Here is a 20,565-nt window from a genome sequence, read left to right as displayed (position 1 = left end):
ATGGTAAGAGCAGCTGTATTAAAGTGCAGCTGCTCTTGTTAATGTTTTAGCCCAATATGGGTCTGATTTCAACACTACCATCTGCCTCAAGTGCAGGGCAGCCATGCGCCAGCGTAGTTGCTTCTTCCAGACTATCTGCTGTAACAACGATAAAACCGCCCAGTCTTTCTCTGATCTCAACAAATGGACCATCTGTAACTACGCCACCTGGTTTGAGTACTTTTCCAGCAACTTCCAGACGGGCGCCAAGGGGTTTTAATTTTCCTTGTGCAGCTATTCCACCTATCCAATCGTTCCATTTTTTATTTAATGCATTTGTTTCATCAGTAGAAGTATTGCTAACGTCGTAACTGGCCTGTCGGAATATGAATATGAAATCTTTCATTTTACTATGGTTTTTATTTTACCTGAACTTTATGTTGACCAACTGTATAGCTTCCTGCTACAGTCCGAAACGCAATGTTGATTCTGTTGTAACTGTTGATAGTTGTAATAGCCAGTGTCAGATCGATTAGCTCTTCTTCAGAAAACTGAGACCTGGCGCTTTCAAATACACTATTGTCTACATTGCCATCCTTAATTTTTGTTACTGCTTCGGCCCATTCCAGTGCAGCGCGCTCACGTGCACTAAAAAAAGGCGCCTCCCGCCATGCATCTAACAGAAAAAGACGTTGTGGCGTTGTTCCTGTTGCAAGTAAGTCCTTTGAATGCATATCCAAACAATAGGCACATCCGTTGATTTGTGATACTCTGAAATAGATGAGGTGTAGCAGTTCTTGTTCAATTGAACATTTCCCAAGATAGGCTCCGATACCGTACATTGCTCTCATTGCATTTTGACCTTTTTCAAAGGCATTAATTCTCTGTTCCATTTTTATTATTATTTTAAGTGTTATTGATTTACACTACAATAATGCATGGGCTTGAAGAAATTGGACAGGAAGCTTAATTTTTTTTATATAAAATGATAAAGGAATTGTACTTCTCCGGTATAAGCAGGTTTGGTTTGACCTTTTATAACCAGGACAGCTTCAATACCAACCTTGGTAATTCCCCTTAAATTTACTATTGAGTTCAATTTAGCTTTCAATTGAACCTCATCATTTACCAAAACAGGCTGGCCAAATTTTAAACCGTCTACACCGTAGTTTATTTCCATTTTAATGTTGCGAACACTCGCAATCTGTTTCCATAAATATGGAATCAATGACAATGTTAAATAACCATGTGCAATTGTAGTTTTAAAAGGACTTTCGGTTGCTGCTTTTTCTGTATCACAATGTATCCATTGATGATCTAATGTGGCATCAGCAAATTTATTAATCTGGTCCTGATCTATTTTATGCCAATTAGAAACACCTAATTCTTTACCTAAATGTGATTGATATTCTTCGAAGTTGTTGATTATTAACATGTTTTAATTATAGATTAAGAATTGTTTTAAAATTTGTCTTTTGACACCCAATGTATCAACTTATACCAAATTGCCAATATAAACTTTAAATAGCAAGATGTATTTATCAATTTGATTATTTTAGATGCCTAATGAGAGTTAACGCACGCAAAATTATTTGGTTTAGTCTTCTGGGATTGTTGCTATTTGCGCTCAGCCCGGTCTTTTTTCTCGTGTCGGTTTATGTAAAGGAAAAAAAGATTCCAATAGAAAAAAAATCCAGTCTAATTCGGGATGCCAGTAATTTAAACGAAGTAATGGTGGATACAGTTGTTCAGGTAGCTAACAATATTACTGAAGGTACTTTGCAAATTCAAGAGCTGATTAAAATAGCCTCCGAACAAAGAAAGTCCATTTCAATTGCTGGTGCCCGGCATAGCATGGGTGGACATACGATTTACAAAGATGGGATAGTTCTGGACATGAAAAGTTTCAATTACATGAAACTGGATACGACTAACAATTTACTTCTTGTTGGCGCTGGAGCATTGTGGTCTGATGTATTGCGCTATTTAGATAAGTACAATAGATCGGTTAAAGTGATGCAATCGAATAATTCCTTTTCAGTTGGCGGATCCGTAAGTGTAAACTGTCATGGTTGGCAAGCTAATTCACCACCAATTGCGTCAACAGTAATGTCTTTTAGATTGATGGATGCAGGCGGACAAATCTTAACATGCAGCAGAACTGAAAATGCTGAATTATTTTCCTTGGTTTTAGGAGGGTACGGCCTTTTTGGTGTGATCCTGGATTTAAAACTGAAAGTTACAGATAATAAAGTGTATGTTGTAAAACAGTATGTCGTTCAGAGTAAGGACTATTTCAATGCATTTAAAAGATATGTTGAAAATGGTTCAAATGTTGAAATGGCCTATGGAAGGATTAATATAAATCCCAGACATTTTATGGAAGAGGCAATTCTGTCGACTTATACTGTGAAAGGTGGAGTACTTAAAGAAAATGCAGATCAGTTTAGTTTTGTGGCTTTGAGAAGAACCCTGTTCAGGGGATCTGTAAATAGCGATTACGGTAAGGATTTACGATGGCGTATAGAAAAAATGGCTACCAAAGCCATCAATGGTAAGGAGTTTTCCAGAAATAGACTATTGAGCGAAGGTGTGGAAGTATTTCAAAACAGAGACTCAAATTATACAGATATTTTACACGAGTATTTTGTGCCGGGTGACTCATTGGCTGGGTTTATTGGAGCGGTTCAAAAGATTATACCAGATTTTAAGGTCGATTTACTAAATATCACTGTTAGAAATGTAATGACTGATAAGGATACTTTTCTCTCTTACGCGAAAAAAGATGTGTTTGGCCTGGTGATGTTGTTCAATCAAAAAAGAGATAAAACTGCGGAGTATGAAATGAAGGCGCTAACGCAAAAGCTAATTGTGACAGTGATTCGCTATAATGGAACATACTATTTGCCTTACAGGTTACACGCCACCAAAGAATTGATGGACAGAGCCTATCCGAATGCGGAATCTTTTTTTGAATTAAAACTTAAATACGACCCATTGCTGGTTTTTCGAAATCAGTTCTACGAAAAATATAAACGATAGATCTCAAACTTTAAAGAAAGAAAGTTATAAATTTGCTGTCTTGAAAAAGCAGGTCTCCATATTTATAGCATTAATAATGCTTCTTTTTTCTACGGAATTACAGGAGCTAATTAAGTTGCCTTTACTTTTTCAGCACTATTTCGAACATAAAGCTATAAATGAAGATATTAGCTTTTCCCGGTACCTTATTGATCATTATAATTCTGTTCCTCATACAGATAATGATGAAGAACGTGACAGTCAACTGCCTTTTAAGTCAGTTGATAAAAACTCTGTCTTAACAAGCCCGGCTGTTCCTCCTTCCGATAAATTCGTCATAAAAATGCCAACGATCATTGTCTTTAATTCCTTATCAATCTACAATGATGATGATGTTCCGGCAGCATTTTCCGGCAGTATCTGGCAGCCGCCTAAGTCTTTGATTTATTCTTCTAATCCATTGGTATAGCCCATTGGGTTAGCTTTTATTGTATTTAGAGTAAATCAAACTTAATTTTTTATGTTGAATAAAATCATTGGGTTTTCTGTAAAGAATAAACTCATAGTTGCGCTGTTTACCATTGCGTTAGTCATATACGGTGTTTTCGAATTGACAAAACTCCCGGTAGACGCGGTACCTGATATCACTAACAACCAGGTGCAAATTATTACCTCGGCTCCGTCGTATGGAGCAACAGATATTGAAAGACTTGTAACTTTTCCAGTGGAACAGGCCAGCAGTAATATTGCTGGAATTAAAGAGATCAGGAGTTATAGCCGTTTTGGGCTTTCCCTGGTAACACTGGTTTTTAACGATGATGTAGATATTTACTGGGCCAGACAACAGGTATCTGAACGGTTACTTACTGTTCAGGCAAGTATTCCGGATGGCATTGGGAAACCTGAAATGGGACCTATTTCTACCGGGCTAGGTGAGATCTATCAGTATGTTGTAAAACCAAAAAAGGGTTATGAGGATAAGTATAACATCACAGAACTGCGTACTATTCAGGATTGGATAGTAAGGCGCCAGCTTTTGGGTGTAAAAGGAGTGGCTGAAGTGAGTAGTTTTGGCGGTAAGCTGAAACAATACGAGGTAGCGATTAACCCTAATAAATTACAAGCTCAGGGTATTACCATTGCTGATGTGTTTAATGCACTCGAAAGTAACAACCAAAATACCGGAGGCTCTTATATAGAAAAACAATCTACTGTCCTTTATATTCGGAGCGAGGGACTCATAGGTAATAAAGAAGACATTGAGAATGTGGTGATTAAAAATACGAACAGCAATGTTCCTTTATTGATCCGTGATGTTGCTGAAGTGAAAATCGGTGCTGCAACAAGATATGGTGCATTGATTTACAATGATGAAGGTGAAGTTTCAGGAGCTATTGTGATGATGTTAAAGGGGGCGAATAGCAATGTGGTTATTGAAAGTATCAAAACAAAAATTGCAGAGATTCAGAAAACCTTGCCTGAGGGGGTGGTGATTGAACCGTTCCTTGACCGGACAGATATGGTAAGTAACGCCATAGATACGGTGCAAACAAACCTGATGGAAGGTGCATTGATCGTGATATTTGTATTGGTCTTGTTTTTAGGAAATGTACGTGCGGGTCTTTTGGTCGCTTCTGTTATTCCACTTTCTATGTTGTTTGCCATTATCATGATGAACTTATTTGGTGTAAGTGGAAACCTGATGAGTTTGGGAGCACTTGATTTCGGACTAATTGTGGATGGTGCGGTTATTATTGTAGAAGCTGTAATGCACCAGCTGACCCACCATAAAAAGTTTGCAGGACTTAGGACATTATCCCAGCAGGAAATGGATAAAGAAGTAAAAAGTGCTTCTTCTAAAATGATGAATAGTGCTGTATTTGGACAAATCATAATCCTTATTGTTTACCTGCCTATTTTTAGCTTGCAGGGAATAGAAGGCAAAATGTTTAAGCCTATGGCACAAACTGTTGCTTTTGCACTTTTAGGAGCTTTCATCTTGTCATTGACTTACATTCCAATGGTGAGTAGTATCTTTTTGAATAAGACGGTCAGTGATAAGAAAAACTTTTCAGACCGACTGATGGAAAAGGTAGAAAAAGGCTATAAGAAGATGCTTGAACGTGCATTGACCATTCCTAAGGCCATTATTGCGATGGTTATTACTTTGTTTATTATTGCTGTTTTCTTACTGACCCAATTGGGAGGGGAGTTTATACCTTCAATTGAAGAAGGAGATTATGCAGTAGAAACAAGGGTACTCTCAGGAAGTAGTTTAAATACCACAATCGAAAATGTAGAGAAAGTGGCGGCTATTCTGAAATCCAGATTTCCTGAGGTGAAAAATATTGTTACAAAGATAGGTAGTAGTGAGGTGCCTACGGAACCTTTGCCAATGGATATGGGGGATATGATTATCAACCTTAAAAAGAAAAGCGAATGGGTTTCTGCAACTTCTTTTGATGAACTTTCTGAAAAGATGGGGAAAGCGGCCAGTGAAGTCCCGGGAGTAACCACGAGTTTCCAATTCCCTGTTCAAATGCGTTTTAATGAGCTGATGACGGGTGCTAGACAGGATGTAGTTTGTAAAATATTTGGTGAAGATTTGGATACTTTAGGTATTTATGCCAAACAGCTGGGCAATATCGTAAGGAGTGTTGAAGGAACTACGGAGCACTATGTAGAGCAGATTAGCGGTACACCGCAAATTGTAATTAAATACAACAGACCTGCCATAGCGAAATATGGATTGAATATTTCTGATGTCAATAGAAATATCAATGCTGCATTTGCGGGACAAAGTACAGGCCTGGTGTTTGAAGGTGAGAAACGTTTTGAACTGGTGGTAAGGCTCGAAAATGAAAATAGAAAGGACATTACTGATGTGCAGAACTTGCTGATTCCGACATCGGCGGGCAACCAGATTCCTTTGAGCCAGGTAGCGACCGTAGAGCTTGTTGATAGTCCTAGTCAGATACAGCGTGAAAATACCCAACGCCGTGTCCTGGTCGGTTTTAATGTGAATGGACGTGATGTTGAAAGTATTGTGAACGAGTTGCAGGAGAAGGTAAGCCAAAAAATTAAGCTGCCAGCTGGATATACCGTTAGTTACGGAGGATCTTTTGAAAATCTGAATGAAGCTAAATCACGCCTGTCAGTTGCTGTTCCGGTTTCGCTTATTCTTATTTTTCTACTGTTGTACTTTGCATTTGATTCCATAAAATATGGTTTGTTGATCTATACAGCTATTCCATTATCTGCTATTGGCGGGATTTTCCTGCTTGCGCTAAGGGGAATGCCTTTCAGTATTAGTGCCGGCGTTGGTTTTATCGCCTTGTTTGGGATAGCGGTTTTAAACGGAATTGTACTGGTTGCGGAGTTTAACCGGATAAAGAAATCGGGGGAAACAAATATGAGGGATGTGGTGATGCAGGGAACAATAACGCGATTAAGACCTGTTTTAATGACCGCATTTGTGGCTTCGCTGGGATTTTTACCAATGGCTTTAAGTAACGGAGCGGGGGCATCTGTACAGCGCCCACTTGCCACTGTGGTTATCGGAGGTTTGATGATTGCAACGTTGCTTACACTTTTCGTTTTGCCAATACTATATATCGCATTTGAAAAGGGGTTGAAAACGGGTAAACATAAAAAACAAATTGTTACTGCAGCACTGTTAATCTTTGCCTTTTTACCATCTGCTGCACAACGACCAATTGGTTTGACTGAAGCGCTTGACAGTGCTGCTTCAGGAAATATGTTGATTAAAAATCAGAAGTTAAAAGCAGAACAGGCCAGACAGCTTATAAAGACAGGTGTTGATATTCCGCAGGCTAGTTTAAACGGCCAGTATGGGAAGTTCAATAGTGATTTAACAGATGATGCTATTGGTATCAGTCAGAGCCTCAGTTTCCCAACCGTGTACCGCCGGCAAAAAGAAAAATTATCCGAAGATTGGAAAATGGCAATGCTGGACATAGATTTAAAACAGTCGGAGATTAAAAAAATGACCACAGCTATTTTTTATGAAATGCTGGTTATAGATCAGAAGCAACTTTTATTGTTGTCTATCGATAGTACTTACAGGGAATTCTTAAGGATTGCAGATCTGCGTTTCAAGGTGGGTGAAACAAATATGCTGGAGAAGGCCAGTGCTGAAAATCAATTGACGCAGATTAGCCGACAGAAAAAAGAGTTGCAAAGGGAATTTATTGGGCTTCAGCAACAATTTATGTTGCTGATTAACAGTGAGGAAATACGTTTGCCAAAGTCGGGACAATACAAAATAGAGTTAAGTACTATCGATCGGTCAGCATTAGACAACCATCCATTTCTTAAGCTTCAGTTGCAAAAGGAGCGTGCCGCAGCTGCTGCTATAAAAGTAGAAAAGTCAAAGTTGTTGCCGGAGATCAATCTAGGATATAACAACATGAGTATTCAGAATGGCCTTAATTACGATAGGGGAGCAAGGTTTCATTCTTTTCAGCTGGGGCTTGGTATACCGATTTTTTATGGTGCACAAAAGGCAAAGATTAAATCGGCAGAGACACAGCAGTCTATTGCTGTAAATGAAAGTACCTACGCTGGAAAACAGTTGCAGGCAGAACTGGCCGATGCTGTAAATCAGGTTGAGAAAAATAAAGAGATCGTAAATGATTTTGAAAGTAGCGCTTTAAAAAATGCCAGGGAGATTACCCAAACATTGAACAAGCAGTTACAAAAAGGAGAAATCAATTACCTGGAGTGGACAGTGCTTAATCAACAGGCTTTATCGCTTGGCCTTGATTATTTAAATGCGATTAATGATTTGAACAACAGTATTATTCAATTGAATTACCTTTTATCAAAATAACAATGAAACTTACAATTTTTAAATTTTTAACTGTATTATCAATTTCTTCACTTATTTATGGGTGTAGCAGCAGTGCTAAAGAGGAGCCGAAGGTGGAAACCAGCACTGATGAAAGCAGGGTACAGATTAGTCCCGAGCAGCTAAAGCAAATTGATTTGCAGGTTGAGAAAATTCAAGCTAGAAATATCAGTACAATATTGAAACTAAATGGGCAAGTTGATGCTCCCCCACAAAACATAGTATCGGTAAGTGTGCCGTTGGGTGGGTATTTGAAATCGACTAATATGCTTCCTGGTACGCAAGTAAAAAAAGGACAGGTTTTAGCAATAATTGAGGATCATCAGTATATTCAGTTGCAGCAGGATTATTTAGGCGCAAAGAATAAATTAAATTATGCACTTAAAGAATACCAAAGACAAATGGAATTGAATAAAGCTAAAGCTGGAAGTGATAAGGTGTTACAACAAGCTGAAAGTGACTTTAAAAGTTTAAGTATTGAAAGTAACGCTTTGGCTGAAAAACTAAGGCTTATAGGACTTAATCCTGCAAAGCTGACTGAACATAGTATTAGTCGTACAGTTTCGATTTATTCGCCTGTTAATGGGTATGTGAGTAAGGTGAACGCGAACGCGAACATTGGAAAATATGTAATGCCTTCGGATATAATTTTTGAATTGGTAAATCCTGATAAAATATATCTGAACCTTACTGTATTTGAAAAGGACCTTAACAAGATGGAGATTGGACAGCCGGTCCTGGTTTATAGCAATTCAAGTCCTGATAAAAAGTACAGAACAAAAATTATACGTATCAATAATGCTTTAAATGATGAAAGAACCACTACGGTTCATTGTAATTTTGAAGAATACGACAAGACACTGGTTCCTGGTATGTATATGAATGCAGAGGTAAATGTCAATAGTGATCAGGCTGATGCGTTACCTTCCGATGCTTTTGTTAACTATGAAAATAAGGACTATGTTTTTGTAAGTAATGGGAATAATACGTTTGAAATGACTGAAGTAAATAAAGGCAAAACCGAACACGGTTTTACTGCTGTTACAACTGATTTAAAAGGTAAGGAAATTGTGGTGAAAGGCGCTTATTCATTACTCATGAAATTGAAAAATACAACCGAAGAATAGGTATATCAATCGCCCTTTAAGCTAATGGTTTAAAGGGCGATTTGTTTTTTATGGGATTACCTCTTCTCCTTTTTAAATACAAATTTTGGATTGTCATAGCGGATTGGTCTGTTCTTTTTAAAATATAGCATGTTCATGTAAATTTCCATATCACCATCGCCCATAATAAGCTTTCCATCTTTCTTTAACAAGGCAATTGGCATATTATGCCATTTATCTATTCCATAGTGTTGAAAACGATAGGTACCTTTAAGTGTATCGCCTTTAACAATCCCGGTTACATCGCCAGAATCTTTGTAGGCACCACCATAGTTTATTTCAAACTGTCCGTAAAACTCCTTATCGCTGAGTTTTATTTTAAATATCGCGGTATCAGTTTTATTTATTGCTTTATATAAAGTTTTGGTCTCTTTTTTTTCTACACTTGCATTGCTACATCCATATAGCACTATTGCTAAACTAACGCACAGGTTCTTAATCACTTCCATTTCGCTTTAAAATTGAATCGCTTTCTTCATAAAATAAATTTTTCCTATTTATGGCCAAATTAAGATAATTATCATTATGCTTGGATTAAAATTATTGATAGGTTATGAAGAAATTGTTATTGGCTTTTGGTACATTATTTTTTTGTCATTATGTTCAGGCCCAACACACAGGACACGTTTATGTTGATCAGAATCAAAATAAGCAAATGGATGGACAAGAAATTGGATTGCCTGGTGTTAAAGTTTCCGACGGCTATGAGGTGGTACAGACTGATAGTAAAGGACAATTCAATATTACTGCGCATTCAAAAGCCAGATTTTTCTTCATTACCATCCCGTCTGGTTATAAGGCTAGCCGTACGCACTATGTAAAGGTTGATAGTAAAGAGAAAGTTATAGATTTTGGTTTAATAAAAGATGAAAGTCAAAATCCTGATCTACTTCGATTTATTCAAGTGACCGACACAGAAACTCCTTTGTATGGAAGTTGGATAGACAATGTTCGTAATTATGCCCGTAATCAGCAGGCTTCTGTAATCTTACATACCGGAGATATCTGCTATGAGCCCGGTATGCAGTTTCATGCGCGCCAGGTTAATTCGGACCTGATGGGCCGTTCCACTTACTATGCAGTTGGTAACCATGATTTGGTTAAAGGAGAATATGGCGAGAAGCTATTTGAAGACTTGTTTGGACCAACCTATTATTCCTTTGAAGCTGGTCCGGCTTATTTTGTTGTAACACCTATGGGGGGCGGTGATTATGCACCTAGTTATACATCAGACCAGGTGATTGCCTGGCTTAAAAAGGATCTTGCTTTAAAGGATAAGAATAAACCTTTGATCTTTATCAATCACGATCTCATAGGTGGTAAAGGATTTGTTTACAAAGGCAAGACAGAATCTATTGATTTAAAACAATATAATCTGAAAGGTTACCTGTATGGACACTGGCACAATAACTACGTGTTTGGAAAACCAGATGATGTTATGGTGATTTCAACCAATGCACCTAATAAAGGCGGAATTGATAATTCAGTAGGGCAGTTTATGGTAATTGATGTGGATAAGACAGGGATAAAGAAAGTAACACCCAAATATCCCAATTTAAAAGATCATATTGAATTGATCTATCCAACATCCAATAGTATGACTATGGCTGAAGGAGGAAAATGGATGATCAGTGCCAATGTGTATGACAGTGAACGTGATGTAGCGTCTGTGAAAGTATCATTCATTGATGAGAAAGGAAATCGTTTGGCGCTTACCGGATTGTCTCAAAAGAGTGACTGGAATTGGAGAGGTGCTGTGCCGGTAGCTATTCGCTCAAAAAAGAATTTAGAGCTACTACTGGAAGTCAATTATAAGGATGGTAGTCAAGCATTGAAGAAGAACCATTTTGTGGTCGATACGAAACCAAAAAGTAATATTCGTCTGGCATGGTCAGCTAACATTGGAGCTCATGTTTGGAAAACTGCGCCTTTGGTTCAGGAGAATCGTGTATTCGTGGCAACTATTGATGATGCCGGAAGTGGTAAAAGTAAGATCGTAGCGCTTGATAAAAACTCCGGAAAAACCATCTGGGAATTTGAAACGAAAAATTCCATCAAGCAAAAACTAGGATATAGTAAGGGTGTCGTTGTAGCTACAGATGCAGGGGGCGAAGTGTATGCACTTAATGAAACAGATGGTAAATTAATATGGACGAAAAATTTAAGTGGTGGGAGATTACCAAGTTATGTATCTGCCGGGGTTGTTAAAGATGGGTATTATTATACCGGTTCTCATGATTATTTATCAGCAATACAGGTAAAGGATGGAAAGGTTTTGTGGCAGAATAAAGACTGGAACAGTGGTGAAGGAATGCCGGGCGAGCTGTTGGCCACTAAAGATCATCTGGTAACAGGTGCCAATTGGAACAACTTGTTTGTACACGATTTAAAGACCGGAAAGTTAATTTGGAAAAAGGGAGATGATGGATTGAGATTTCAGAGTGGGGGGGCAAGCGTAGCTAATGAAGGGTTATATGTGACTGGCTTGAATGGTTTGTTTTTATTGAATGAAAATTCTGGAGATGTTTTAAAAAAGAAGATCTACACGGATGAATTTAAGGTTATGGCCAGGCCTTTAGTGCTCAAGGACCTAATCGTTATGCCTACATCGTTGGCGGGACTTAAAGGATATGATAAAAACACTTTTGAAGAACGTTGGAACTTTAAAACAGGCGAAGCTTTGGTTTACACGTCTGCATATACCAGTCCAGATCTGAATAAGCTGGTAGGGACAATTGAGTCCGGGGTGCTGGCGCATGGGAATAGATTGTTCTTCGGAGCTTCAGATGGTTATTTCTATGTGTTAGATTTTGAAGGTAAATTGATTGATAAGATCAATTTGGGAGCGCCGGTTTTAGCTGAGACAACCTTCGGTGAAGATCGTTTTTATATAGCCGATTTTGCAGGTAATGTTTATTGCTTTGATTGGAAAGATAAATAATATTCCTACCGTTCACCCAGTAAAATCTGCAGTTCGTCAATCTGTTTTTAACCGATTGCTGAATAGCTCTAATATTGATTTAGAAATAAATCGATATGCAGTTTTTAAAGACCTTAATTTTATGCTTGATGTCAGGCGCTCTATTTGCACAACAATCTGGAAGTAGCATTTCAGGCAAAGTTACCGACCGGAACAAGGTTCCGGTGGAAGGAGTTACAGTATTTGTATTGCGTCACTCTGATTCAGTCCGTATAGCCACAGCCGTAACGGATTCAGATGGAGTCTTCAGTATATTGAAAATGCAACCAGGTGATTATCAGCTGGCTTTTTCTATGCTGGGATTTCGAAAAAAATATTTTTCAGTCAGTTTGGTGCAAAATCAGGCAAAGTACATTGGTTTGCTGACTTTAGAAAGTACTGTTCAGGACCTCTCTGTTGTTAGTGTGGAGGGAAGGCGTAGGTCGGTGAAAACGGAAGCTGGTTCCACAACTTTTCAAATAGACGGCGAGACCCTGGGTTTAAAACCGAATGTTTTGGAAATCCTGCGCAGTTTACCAGGTGTTACAATGAATGAGGAAGGAGTTTCCAGTCTGAATGGTCAGCAAGGGGCCAATATCCTGATCAATGGGAAAAGTACTTTTCTCGCAGGTGATCAATTGATCAACTACCTGCGTGCGCTTCCCGCATCATCGGTTAAGGATATACAGTTGATCACCGCACCCTCAGCCATGCATGATGCAGAAGGTAAAGCCGGATTGATCAATATTCAAATGCAAAAAGTATTATTGGAAGGTTGGGCCTTAAACTTCAATACAGGTTTTGAACAACATCAGAATGGAAGAGGTAATGCTTCTGGACGTTTTACTTACCAAAAAAATAAAATAGGAATATTTGCCGATTATGCTTATCAGTCTGGCAGGTATTCCTCTACATTGAATACGCTTAGATCATATGCAAGGTTGGGCAATAATATGAACCAAACTGCCTTTGTGAGACAGAATTCGGGGCTTGAGGAGGATCACACAGGAAACCGGCTAGGTATAGGACTTGATTATGCAGTTAATAAAAAGATTATAGCAGGTCTTTCATCAAGTGGAAATATTTTCAGTAAAAAGACTCCAGGTTATGCAAATGCAGCTTTTAATATCGGTGAAAACCCCGTGGATTCTATTTTACGTACCAGGAGACAGTCAAATCAGAAACAGAAAATTTTCGCTGGCGGAGCATATCTGAATTATAAAGATGATAAAAATACTGCTGCAGACTTGTCTTTTGACTATTTGGATCATTTACATAAAGAAAACATGCTACTGAATGATGAAATTGAAAAAAATGCTGGGGGAGATCCGGATAGGAATACGATGTTGGGGAATGTGAGGGGAGATATTCAGATGTTCTCCATGCAGATGAATGGAGCTACAATGGTTTCATCTGCAGTTAAAATAACGGGAGGTGCAAAATTTGTATGGGTGGATGTTACCAATGATGCATTGTACAAAAAACAGAGATTGAACGGTTGGGAGACGGACGACATATTAAGCCGCAGGTATAATTATACAGAAAACATCAATTCTATATACATACAAACTAATGTAAAGGCCGGTCATTTTGATATTGAAGGAGGTCTTCGTCTCGAACAAACCAATGTTCAATATCGGGATTATTCTCATCTTTTTCCAACCTTAAAGATTCAATACGCCAGGAGCAGTGAGGGTAATAACCTCTCGTTGTTATACAACAAAAGAATTACCCGGCCCAGTTATCGTGATTTAAGTCCCTTTAGTTATATTTGGGATGAGTACACCCGTACAGTTGGAAACCCTGGTTTGCGTTCGGAACTTACTGATCATATTGAAATGGCTTATCTTTATCGGAAGAATTATCGGGGTACTTTGTTCTTTTCGAATACCAAGGATCCGATTATGCAAAATATTGAGATATCAGACAACAGCAGTGCCCTTCTCTATCCTGATAATTTTAAGAACAACCAGCGTGTGGGATTGAGGTTCGATATGATGAGCCTGCAGCTGAAATCATTTTGGAGGGCAGGACTAAACTCGGTGTTTTCTTATTCGATTTATGGATGGGAAGAATCTGGAAAAGAAATTCGAAAAAAGCTGGCTACATTTTCGATGGGAGCTACCAGTCAGTTTACCTTGCCGAAAAAATGGACTTCCGAGTTATCCGGTTTCTATAATGGTCGTATGGTAGTTGGAAAAGCTACAGTAAATCCGTATTATTCCATATCTGTGAGTGTACAACGACAAGTTTTAAATGACAGGCTTACATTGAAGGTATATGGTAACGACATATTTCAGAGCACCCGGCAGAACCTGGACCTTGAGCTCATCCAAAATAGGGTGCGGGCATCGACAAGGCAGTTTAACGACTACCGTTGCATTGGCTTATCGCTGTCCTTTAGCTTTAAAGGCGGTCAGCAGATGAAAGGTGCTGTTCGGGAAGCTGTTATAGATGAAAGTAAAAGAATAAATATGTAATTCGATGGAGCAAAAATTTAATGTGCTTACGCCGGTGCTGATGACTGTTCTGATTATAAGCTGTGTATGGACAGTTGCTGATGTTGCCTACGATGTGCGAATGTGGGAGTCTGATGTAAATGGATGGATGGACAGACTGAAAGCTATGGTACTTGTTTCCTTTGAAACATTAATGGCATATTTTGTCTTTCGCAGTATTGCAGAACATGCATTGGAAAGGAACCTTTCAAACAATTGGTACAGCCAGCTGCCTGAATATGTTCTGGTTATTACATTTATATTGGTGACACTGAATATGACACTGTATTTTATAATTTTCTATATTAACGACAGTCATTATCGCTGGGGTGAAGCACTGATGCTGAATGCTACCGCTTTACCGGGTTTTCTTTTGTACTATGTTTCAATCCGTAATGGCTTACTTTTTAAAAAGTATTCGGAAAAAAATGTTCAGCTTGAACGTGTTAAAGTGGACCAGCTAGAAACGGAACTCAAGCTCTTAAAGGCACAGTACCATCCTCATTTCTTATTTAATGCGCTGAATACTGTTTATTTCCAAATTGATGATAAGAACAATGAGGCCTTGGATACTATTGATCTGCTCGCCAATTTACTTCGTTATCAATTGTACGAAGTTAATAGGCAAGTCACTGTTCGTCAGGAAATGGAATATTTGGAACATTATATGCGTTTTCAACAATTGCGTACAACAACACGATTGCAATTCCATTGTTATATAGATCCTGCCCTGGATACCCAAAAAATTCATCCCTTACTTTTTCAGCCATTACTGGAAAATGCGTTTAAATATATTTCCGGAGATTATTGTATGAAAGTTGAAATTTTGTTTGACACGGGTAAGATTCATTTCCGGGCGATGAACTCTATTGCTACACCGGCAGTTTTGATGAAGAAAACGAATGGTACGGGGTTGGAAAACCTCAAACGAAGGCTGGATTTGCTTTATTCCGGTAAACACCAGTTTGAAACCGAGATTAAGGAGTCGACATATACAGTCAATTTAATCATCGAATTAGCTAATTGATATGGAAATAAAGTGCATAATAACTGACGATGAGCCTGTAGCACGGAAAGGAATCAGACAATACATAGAAAAGATTGAATTTCTGACTTTGGTTGAAGAATGTGAGGATGCTTTACAGCTGAATTCAGTGTTAAAATCAGTTCAACCCGACCTGTTGTTTCTTGATATTGAAATGCCTCATTTAACAGGACTGGATTTTCTTGCCAACCTGACAAACCCGCCCAGGGTAATTATCATCTCAGCGCATGCTGAATACGCATTAACGGGCTATGAACTGAATGTGGTAGATTACCTCCTCAAGCCTGTTTCATTTCAACGTTTTCTAAAAGCTGTGAACAAGGTTCACGCAGCAATGGAAGTTGAATCCTCAAGTGGAAAGGAGGAGTATATTTTTGTCAAAAGCAATAAACAACTTCGAAAAATATTCATCAGGGATATTCTTTTTATTGAAAGCCTGGAAAATTACATTGTCATTCATACGCCGGAATCTAAAGATATAGTTAACATGAGACTAAAAAGTATTTCTAATTCGCTTCCCGTTAGTCTTTTTCTTCAAGTGCACCGATCGTTTATAATTAATATTTCGCACATAAAAGCCGTTGAATATCATCAGGTGATTGTTGGGAATCATAAGATCCCAATAGCTCGTGCGTTACAGGAGAAAGTGTATAGTGTAATTGTGAATAATAAGTTAATATAGTTATAGGTTAATAACTTATAGGATTTTCATGTCCATATGTTTTGCGCTGTTTAGTATCGGTTAGCTGTTTTAGCTAATCGATTATAATCGTATATTAGAAATTAGAACTAAACACCAAATATGAACCGTAGAAAGTTTATCACCCTGGGGACAGCCACAGCGGGGCTTTTGACAGCGAGCTCTACAGCCGATGTATTGGCCGATACCAAAAAGGAGTTAAAGAAAGAAAAACGCTATCAGAAAGGGGCTAGCCCGTGGCCCATTTGTTTGGATACAGCCACTATCAGGCCAGCCTCATTAAAGGATAAAATCAAATTTGCTGCAAAAGCGGGATATGATGCTATTGAACCATGGGATGGAGAATTACAGGAGTATGAAGCCAAAGGTGGTAATCTTATAGATCTGGGTAAAGAGATCAAAGACCTCGGTTTATTCGTGCCTAGTGTGATCGGTTTATGGAATGCAATACCCCCAACTCAGGAACTCTTCGATAAGTCGTTAAAGGATACGAGAAACCGTATGCGTATGGCTGCCCAGATAGGAGCTCAGCATGTCCAGACCATAGCCAACACTGCTGGCGAGCCTTATGATCAGAAGTGGATGGCTAGTCGCTATAAAGACATCATTGAAATCGGATTAAAAGAATATAAGATTAACCCTGCACTTGTATTTGTAAAATATCAGCCTGTAAAAACTATGGGGCAGGCCATGGGAATTGCCTTAGATGCTAATCATCCTAATGCTATGATCATTCCGGATACCTACCATATGTATATTTCTGAAGGTAACTTTGAAGGACTGAAGATCATGAACGGAAAGGCAATAGCCATTTTTCAGTTTTCTGATGCACCTGCATCGCCGGGAGTGAAAGACCTGGGCGACCAGCATCGGGTATATCCCGGCGATGGTATCCTTCCCTTAACTGAAATACTTAAAGACTTAAAAAAAACGGGTTTTAATGGCTGTATATCTTTAGAACTTTATAATCCTGGTTACTGGAAGGAAGATTTACAGCAGGTTGCAATTACCGGTCTTCAAAAGACACTGGAAGTGATAAAAAGAGCAGGAGTCTAATAGTTTTAGCGCTGTTAACCCATATAAACTTTATTATAATGCGGCGATTAATTTTTATTTTACTGGGAATAATGTTTTTGGTATGCGTTAGCATCTATTTTTATTCATCGGCTGTTCCTGATTTACCACCAGATGTGGAACAAGCTTATCGGGCTTTGCCCAAAAAACTGGACTATAACATAGATGTAAAACCCATACTTTCTGATAAATGCTTTGCCTGCCATGGACCAGACAAGGCCAAGCAGGAGGCGGGCTTAAGGTTAGACCTTGCTGATTTTGCTTATGCTGAGTTGCCGGAAAATAAAGGTAAGGTAGCCATAGATCCTGGTAATTTACTAAACAGTGAAGCTTTTCACAGGATCATATCTCATGATCCGAAATATTTAATGCCTACACCGAGTTCAAACCTGACACTTACCGCTGTTGAAAAGGCAACACTGGTTAAATGGATAAAGGATGGGGCTGAATACAAATCGCACTGGGCGTTTGTAAAACCTATAAAAGTGGAAGTGCCAAAAGTGAAGGAAGAAGCGAAGTTGAATAATCCTATAGATAACTTTATAGTCGAGAAGTTGGAAAAACAGCAGTTAAAGCAATCTCCGGAAGCAAATAAAGAACTTCTTCTCCGCAGGGTATCATTGGACTTAACTGGTCTGCCACCAACGCTGGAAGAAATAGATGCGTTTTTAAAAGATAATTCCCCTGCTGCTTATGAAAAGCAGGTAGACCGTTTGCTGAAGTCGCCACATTATGGAGAAAAAATAGCAGTAGATTGGTTGGATTTAGCCAGGTTTGCAGATTCTCATGGATATACTGTAGATAGGCTCAGGGATATGTCGCCCTACCGCGATTGGGTTATCAAAGCTTTCAATACCAATATGCCTTATGATAAATTTTTGCACTGGCAGCTGGCTGGTGACCTGATGCCTAATCCAACACGTGAAATGATGATAGCTACTGCTTTTAACCGTAATCACCAGCAAAATATGGAAGGTGGGATTATTGAACAGGAATTTCAAACTGAGTATGTGGTAGATCGTACCAATACTTTTGGTGATGCGATGCTGGGATTGTCGGTGGGCTGTGCAAAATGCCATGACCATAAGTACGACCCCATTTCACAAAAGAATTATTATGAACTGTTTAGCTTTTTTAACAATGTGAAAGAGGCCGGACAGATTTCGTTTGATGATAGCATGCCTGCACCTACTTTACTGCTGCCTGATGCCGAGAAAGAAAAGGTGATCAACGGGATAAAAAAAATGATCGCAACACAGCAGCAGAAGATAAAGGGAAAAAAGGTTGAGCAGGAAGCAGGTTTTATGAACTGGCTCAAGGCGAAAGGGTATAGTAAGCTTTCAGCTGAGCATATACCCAGGGAAGGTCTGCAGGCTTATTTTAATTTTGATAAAGGGGGGCTGGAGGATGCGATAGATCGCAAACGAATTGGCGTGATGAAACGCGATGGAGGGACTGGTGATGCACCGGTTTTTACTGGTGGAAGTTCCGGTAAGGGGATTGTTATGAACGGTGATACCTGGCTTGACTTGAACTCTGCAGGCGTGTTTCGTAAATCAGAATCATTTAGCATTGGACTTTGGGTTTCGATTCCTAAACAGCTTACTGAAGGGGTGATCTATCATAAGAGCAATGCAGAACGGTTGTATAATTTCAAGGGATATCATCTATACCTGAAGGATAATAAGTTAGAATTGAATCTGGCACATGCTTTTCCAGCAAATGCTATAACTAAGCTTAGTATAGATCATGTCCCGCGTGATAAATGGATACAATTGACAATGAGCTATGATGGCTCTTCAAAAGCTGCAGGGCTAAAACTGTACCTTGATGGAGCAGAAATGAAGATGCAGACTGTGACGGATAACCTGGTCAAGGATATCGTGTTCCGGGGTGGGGGACAACCAGGATTGCAGATAGGTGGCTGGTCGCGTGGTCGCGGTTTTACCGAGGGTAAAGTAGATGAGATTTTGGTTTACAATCGTGTTCTAAGTCCAATTGAGGCTGGAATATTGGCGAAAAAGACAAGCTGGAAAGATATTGCTTTAAAATCTCGGCTAACAGAAGACGAGATGAATTCACTTAGACAGTATTATTTTACAGCAGTTGACCCACAATTGAAAAAAGAAGAAAATGAGCTAAAATTGTTGCGTACTTCATTGTCGGATTCTACCGAAAGTGTTCAGGAATTGATGGTTATGGAGGAGATGCCGACACCTAAAAAAACTTTCCTGCTTAAACGTGGTAATTATGATATGCCTGGAGACCAGGTGTTCCCCAACACCCCCTCCAGTATCTTGACTTTTGCGAAGAACTTGCCGAAAAACAGGTATGGATTGGCTCAATGGTTAACTAATCCCGATCATCCGCTAACCGCCCGGGTTGCGGTAAACCGGCTTTGGCAAAATTTATTTGGTGTAGGTTTAGTCAAGACTTCAGAAGATTTTGGTAATCAGGGGGAAATGCCTAGCCATTTAGAACTGTTGGATTGGCTGGCAGTTTCTTTTATGGAATCAGGATGGGATGTGAAAGCTTTGAATAAACTGATCGTTATGTCGGCTACTTATAAGCAAGATTCACGGGCAACGAAAATGGCCAGGGAAAAAGATCCGGAAAACCGGTTACTTTCTTCCGGACCAGCTAATCGGATGTCGGCCGAAATGATACGCGATAATGCATTGTTGGCTAGTGGATTATTGAATCCGAAAATAGGAGGTAAGAGTATAAAACCTTATCAGCCAGGTGGTCTTTGGGAAATTAACAATACTTCCTATACTCAGGATATTGGTGAGGACGTGTATCGCCGAAGTCTGTATATTGTAGTTAAAAGGTCGGTGCCAAATCCTACTCTGTCTACTTTTGATGCTACTTCTCGCAGTTATTGTGTTGTCAGAAGACAAAAAACCAATACTCCCCTTCAGGCCCTGGTAACACTAAATGATCCAACGTTTGTTGAAGCTGCGAAAGTACTGGGGGAGCAGATGACAAGGCTGGCCGATGGACGTAAAGGTATTGCTCAAACTTATAAAAAACTGACAGGACGCAGTGTATCAGAAAAAGAACTGGAAATGTTAACCACATTACAGCAAATACAACTGAATAAATTTAGGAAGAACCCTGGAAAACAAATTGGCTGGCTCCATGCCGGACAGTACAAGGTAGATCATATGTTGGATAGTGCAATGATTGCTGCAAATGCAGTTGTTGCCAGTACGATACTTAATTCAGATGCAACAATAACTAAACGGTAATT

The 20,565-nt window shown here is 39.0% G+C and carries 14 protein-coding genes; 10 read left to right on the top strand and 4 right to left on the bottom strand.

The annotated features are described in order from the left end of the window. Nucleotides 1-46: 46 nt before the first annotated feature. The 3 genes from R2Q84_RS19040 to R2Q84_RS19030 all read right to left on the bottom strand — a co-directional run bounded on the left by R2Q84_RS19040 (nt 47) and on the right by R2Q84_RS19030 (nt 1,414). Nucleotides 47-385 carry a YciI family protein gene (locus R2Q84_RS19040; protein WP_316818182.1) on the bottom strand — a complete coding sequence of 113 codons (339 nt, stop codon included), beginning with the start codon at nt 383-385 and terminating at the stop codon, nt 47-49. Between the two features lie 13 nt (nt 386-398). Further along, nucleotides 399-872 (bottom strand): carboxymuconolactone decarboxylase family protein, encoded by a 474-nt coding sequence (locus tag R2Q84_RS19035; RefSeq protein ID WP_316818181.1) that lies wholly within the window; start codon nt 870-872, stop codon nt 399-401. An 83-nt stretch (nt 873-955) separates the two neighbouring features. Further along, the gene (locus tag R2Q84_RS19030) at nt 956-1,414 is read right to left on the bottom strand and encodes a MaoC family dehydratase (RefSeq protein WP_316818180.1); all 459 of its coding nucleotides are present in this window, start codon (nt 1,412-1,414) and stop codon (nt 956-958) included. 131 nt (nt 1,415-1,545) lie between these two features. On the opposite strand from R2Q84_RS19030, the gene R2Q84_RS19025 reads away from it, so the two are divergent. The 4 genes from R2Q84_RS19025 (at nt 1,546) to R2Q84_RS19010 (ending at nt 8,997) form a co-directional block, all read left to right on the top strand. Beyond that, the gene (locus R2Q84_RS19025) at nt 1,546-3,021 is read left to right on the top strand and encodes an FAD-binding oxidoreductase (RefSeq protein ID WP_316818179.1); all 1,476 of its coding nucleotides are present in this window, start codon (nt 1,546-1,548) and stop codon (nt 3,019-3,021) included. A 76-nt stretch (nt 3,022-3,097) separates the two neighbouring features. Further along, nucleotides 3,098-3,469, top strand: a complete 372-nt coding sequence (locus R2Q84_RS19020) for a hypothetical protein (RefSeq protein ID WP_316818178.1) — start codon at nt 3,098-3,100, stop codon at nt 3,467-3,469. Nucleotides 3,470-3,520: 51 nt separating this feature from the next. Further along, on the top strand, nt 3,521-7,852 hold the full coding sequence (locus R2Q84_RS19015) for a CusA/CzcA family heavy metal efflux RND transporter (RefSeq protein ID WP_316818177.1): 4,332 nt from the start codon (nt 3,521-3,523) through the stop codon (nt 7,850-7,852). Between the two features lie 2 nt (nt 7,853-7,854). Then, complete coding sequence (locus R2Q84_RS19010; protein ID WP_316818176.1) at nt 7,855-8,997, top strand: efflux RND transporter periplasmic adaptor subunit; 1,143 nt, start codon at nt 7,855-7,857, stop codon at nt 8,995-8,997. 56 nt (nt 8,998-9,053) lie between these two features. Here R2Q84_RS19010 and R2Q84_RS19005 read toward each other — a convergent pair whose 3' ends face one another. After that, nucleotides 9,054-9,485, bottom strand: a complete 432-nt coding sequence (locus R2Q84_RS19005) for a hypothetical protein (RefSeq protein ID WP_316818175.1) — start codon at nt 9,483-9,485, stop codon at nt 9,054-9,056. A 104-nt stretch (nt 9,486-9,589) separates the two neighbouring features. Between R2Q84_RS19005 and R2Q84_RS19000 the strand changes: the two genes are divergently transcribed. The 6 genes from R2Q84_RS19000 to R2Q84_RS18975 all read left to right on the top strand — a co-directional run bounded on the left by R2Q84_RS19000 (nt 9,590) and on the right by R2Q84_RS18975 (nt 20,563). Next, the gene (locus R2Q84_RS19000; protein WP_316818174.1) at nt 9,590-11,977 is read left to right on the top strand and encodes a PQQ-binding-like beta-propeller repeat protein; all 2,388 of its coding nucleotides are present in this window, start codon (nt 9,590-9,592) and stop codon (nt 11,975-11,977) included. Between the two features lie 128 nt (nt 11,978-12,105). After that, complete coding sequence (locus R2Q84_RS18995; protein ID WP_316818173.1) at nt 12,106-14,475, top strand: outer membrane beta-barrel protein; 2,370 nt, start codon at nt 12,106-12,108, stop codon at nt 14,473-14,475. A gap of 4 nt (nt 14,476-14,479) precedes the next feature. Then, nucleotides 14,480-15,520 (top strand): sensor histidine kinase, encoded by a 1,041-nt coding sequence (locus R2Q84_RS18990; RefSeq protein WP_316818172.1) that lies wholly within the window; start codon nt 14,480-14,482, stop codon nt 15,518-15,520. Nucleotide 15,521: 1 nt separating this feature from the next. Then, on the top strand, nt 15,522-16,220 hold the full coding sequence (locus R2Q84_RS18985) for a LytTR family DNA-binding domain-containing protein (RefSeq protein ID WP_316818171.1): 699 nt from the start codon (nt 15,522-15,524) through the stop codon (nt 16,218-16,220). 120 nt (nt 16,221-16,340) lie between these two features. After that, nucleotides 16,341-17,294 (top strand): sugar phosphate isomerase/epimerase, encoded by a 954-nt coding sequence (locus R2Q84_RS18980; protein ID WP_316818170.1) that lies wholly within the window; start codon nt 16,341-16,343, stop codon nt 17,292-17,294. A gap of 71 nt (nt 17,295-17,365) precedes the next feature. Then, on the top strand, nt 17,366-20,563 hold the full coding sequence (locus R2Q84_RS18975; RefSeq protein ID WP_316818169.1) for a DUF1553 domain-containing protein: 3,198 nt from the start codon (nt 17,366-17,368) through the stop codon (nt 20,561-20,563). The last annotated feature ends 2 nt before the right edge of the window (nt 20,564-20,565 follow it).

The sequence above is a fragment of the Pedobacter nyackensis genome, from assembly GCF_032678475.1.
Taxonomy (GTDB): domain Bacteria; phylum Bacteroidota; class Bacteroidia; order Sphingobacteriales; family Sphingobacteriaceae; genus Pedobacter; species Pedobacter nyackensis_A.
Note: the sequence above shows the minus strand (reverse complement) of the source record. Positions and strands in the feature narration are given on the sequence as shown.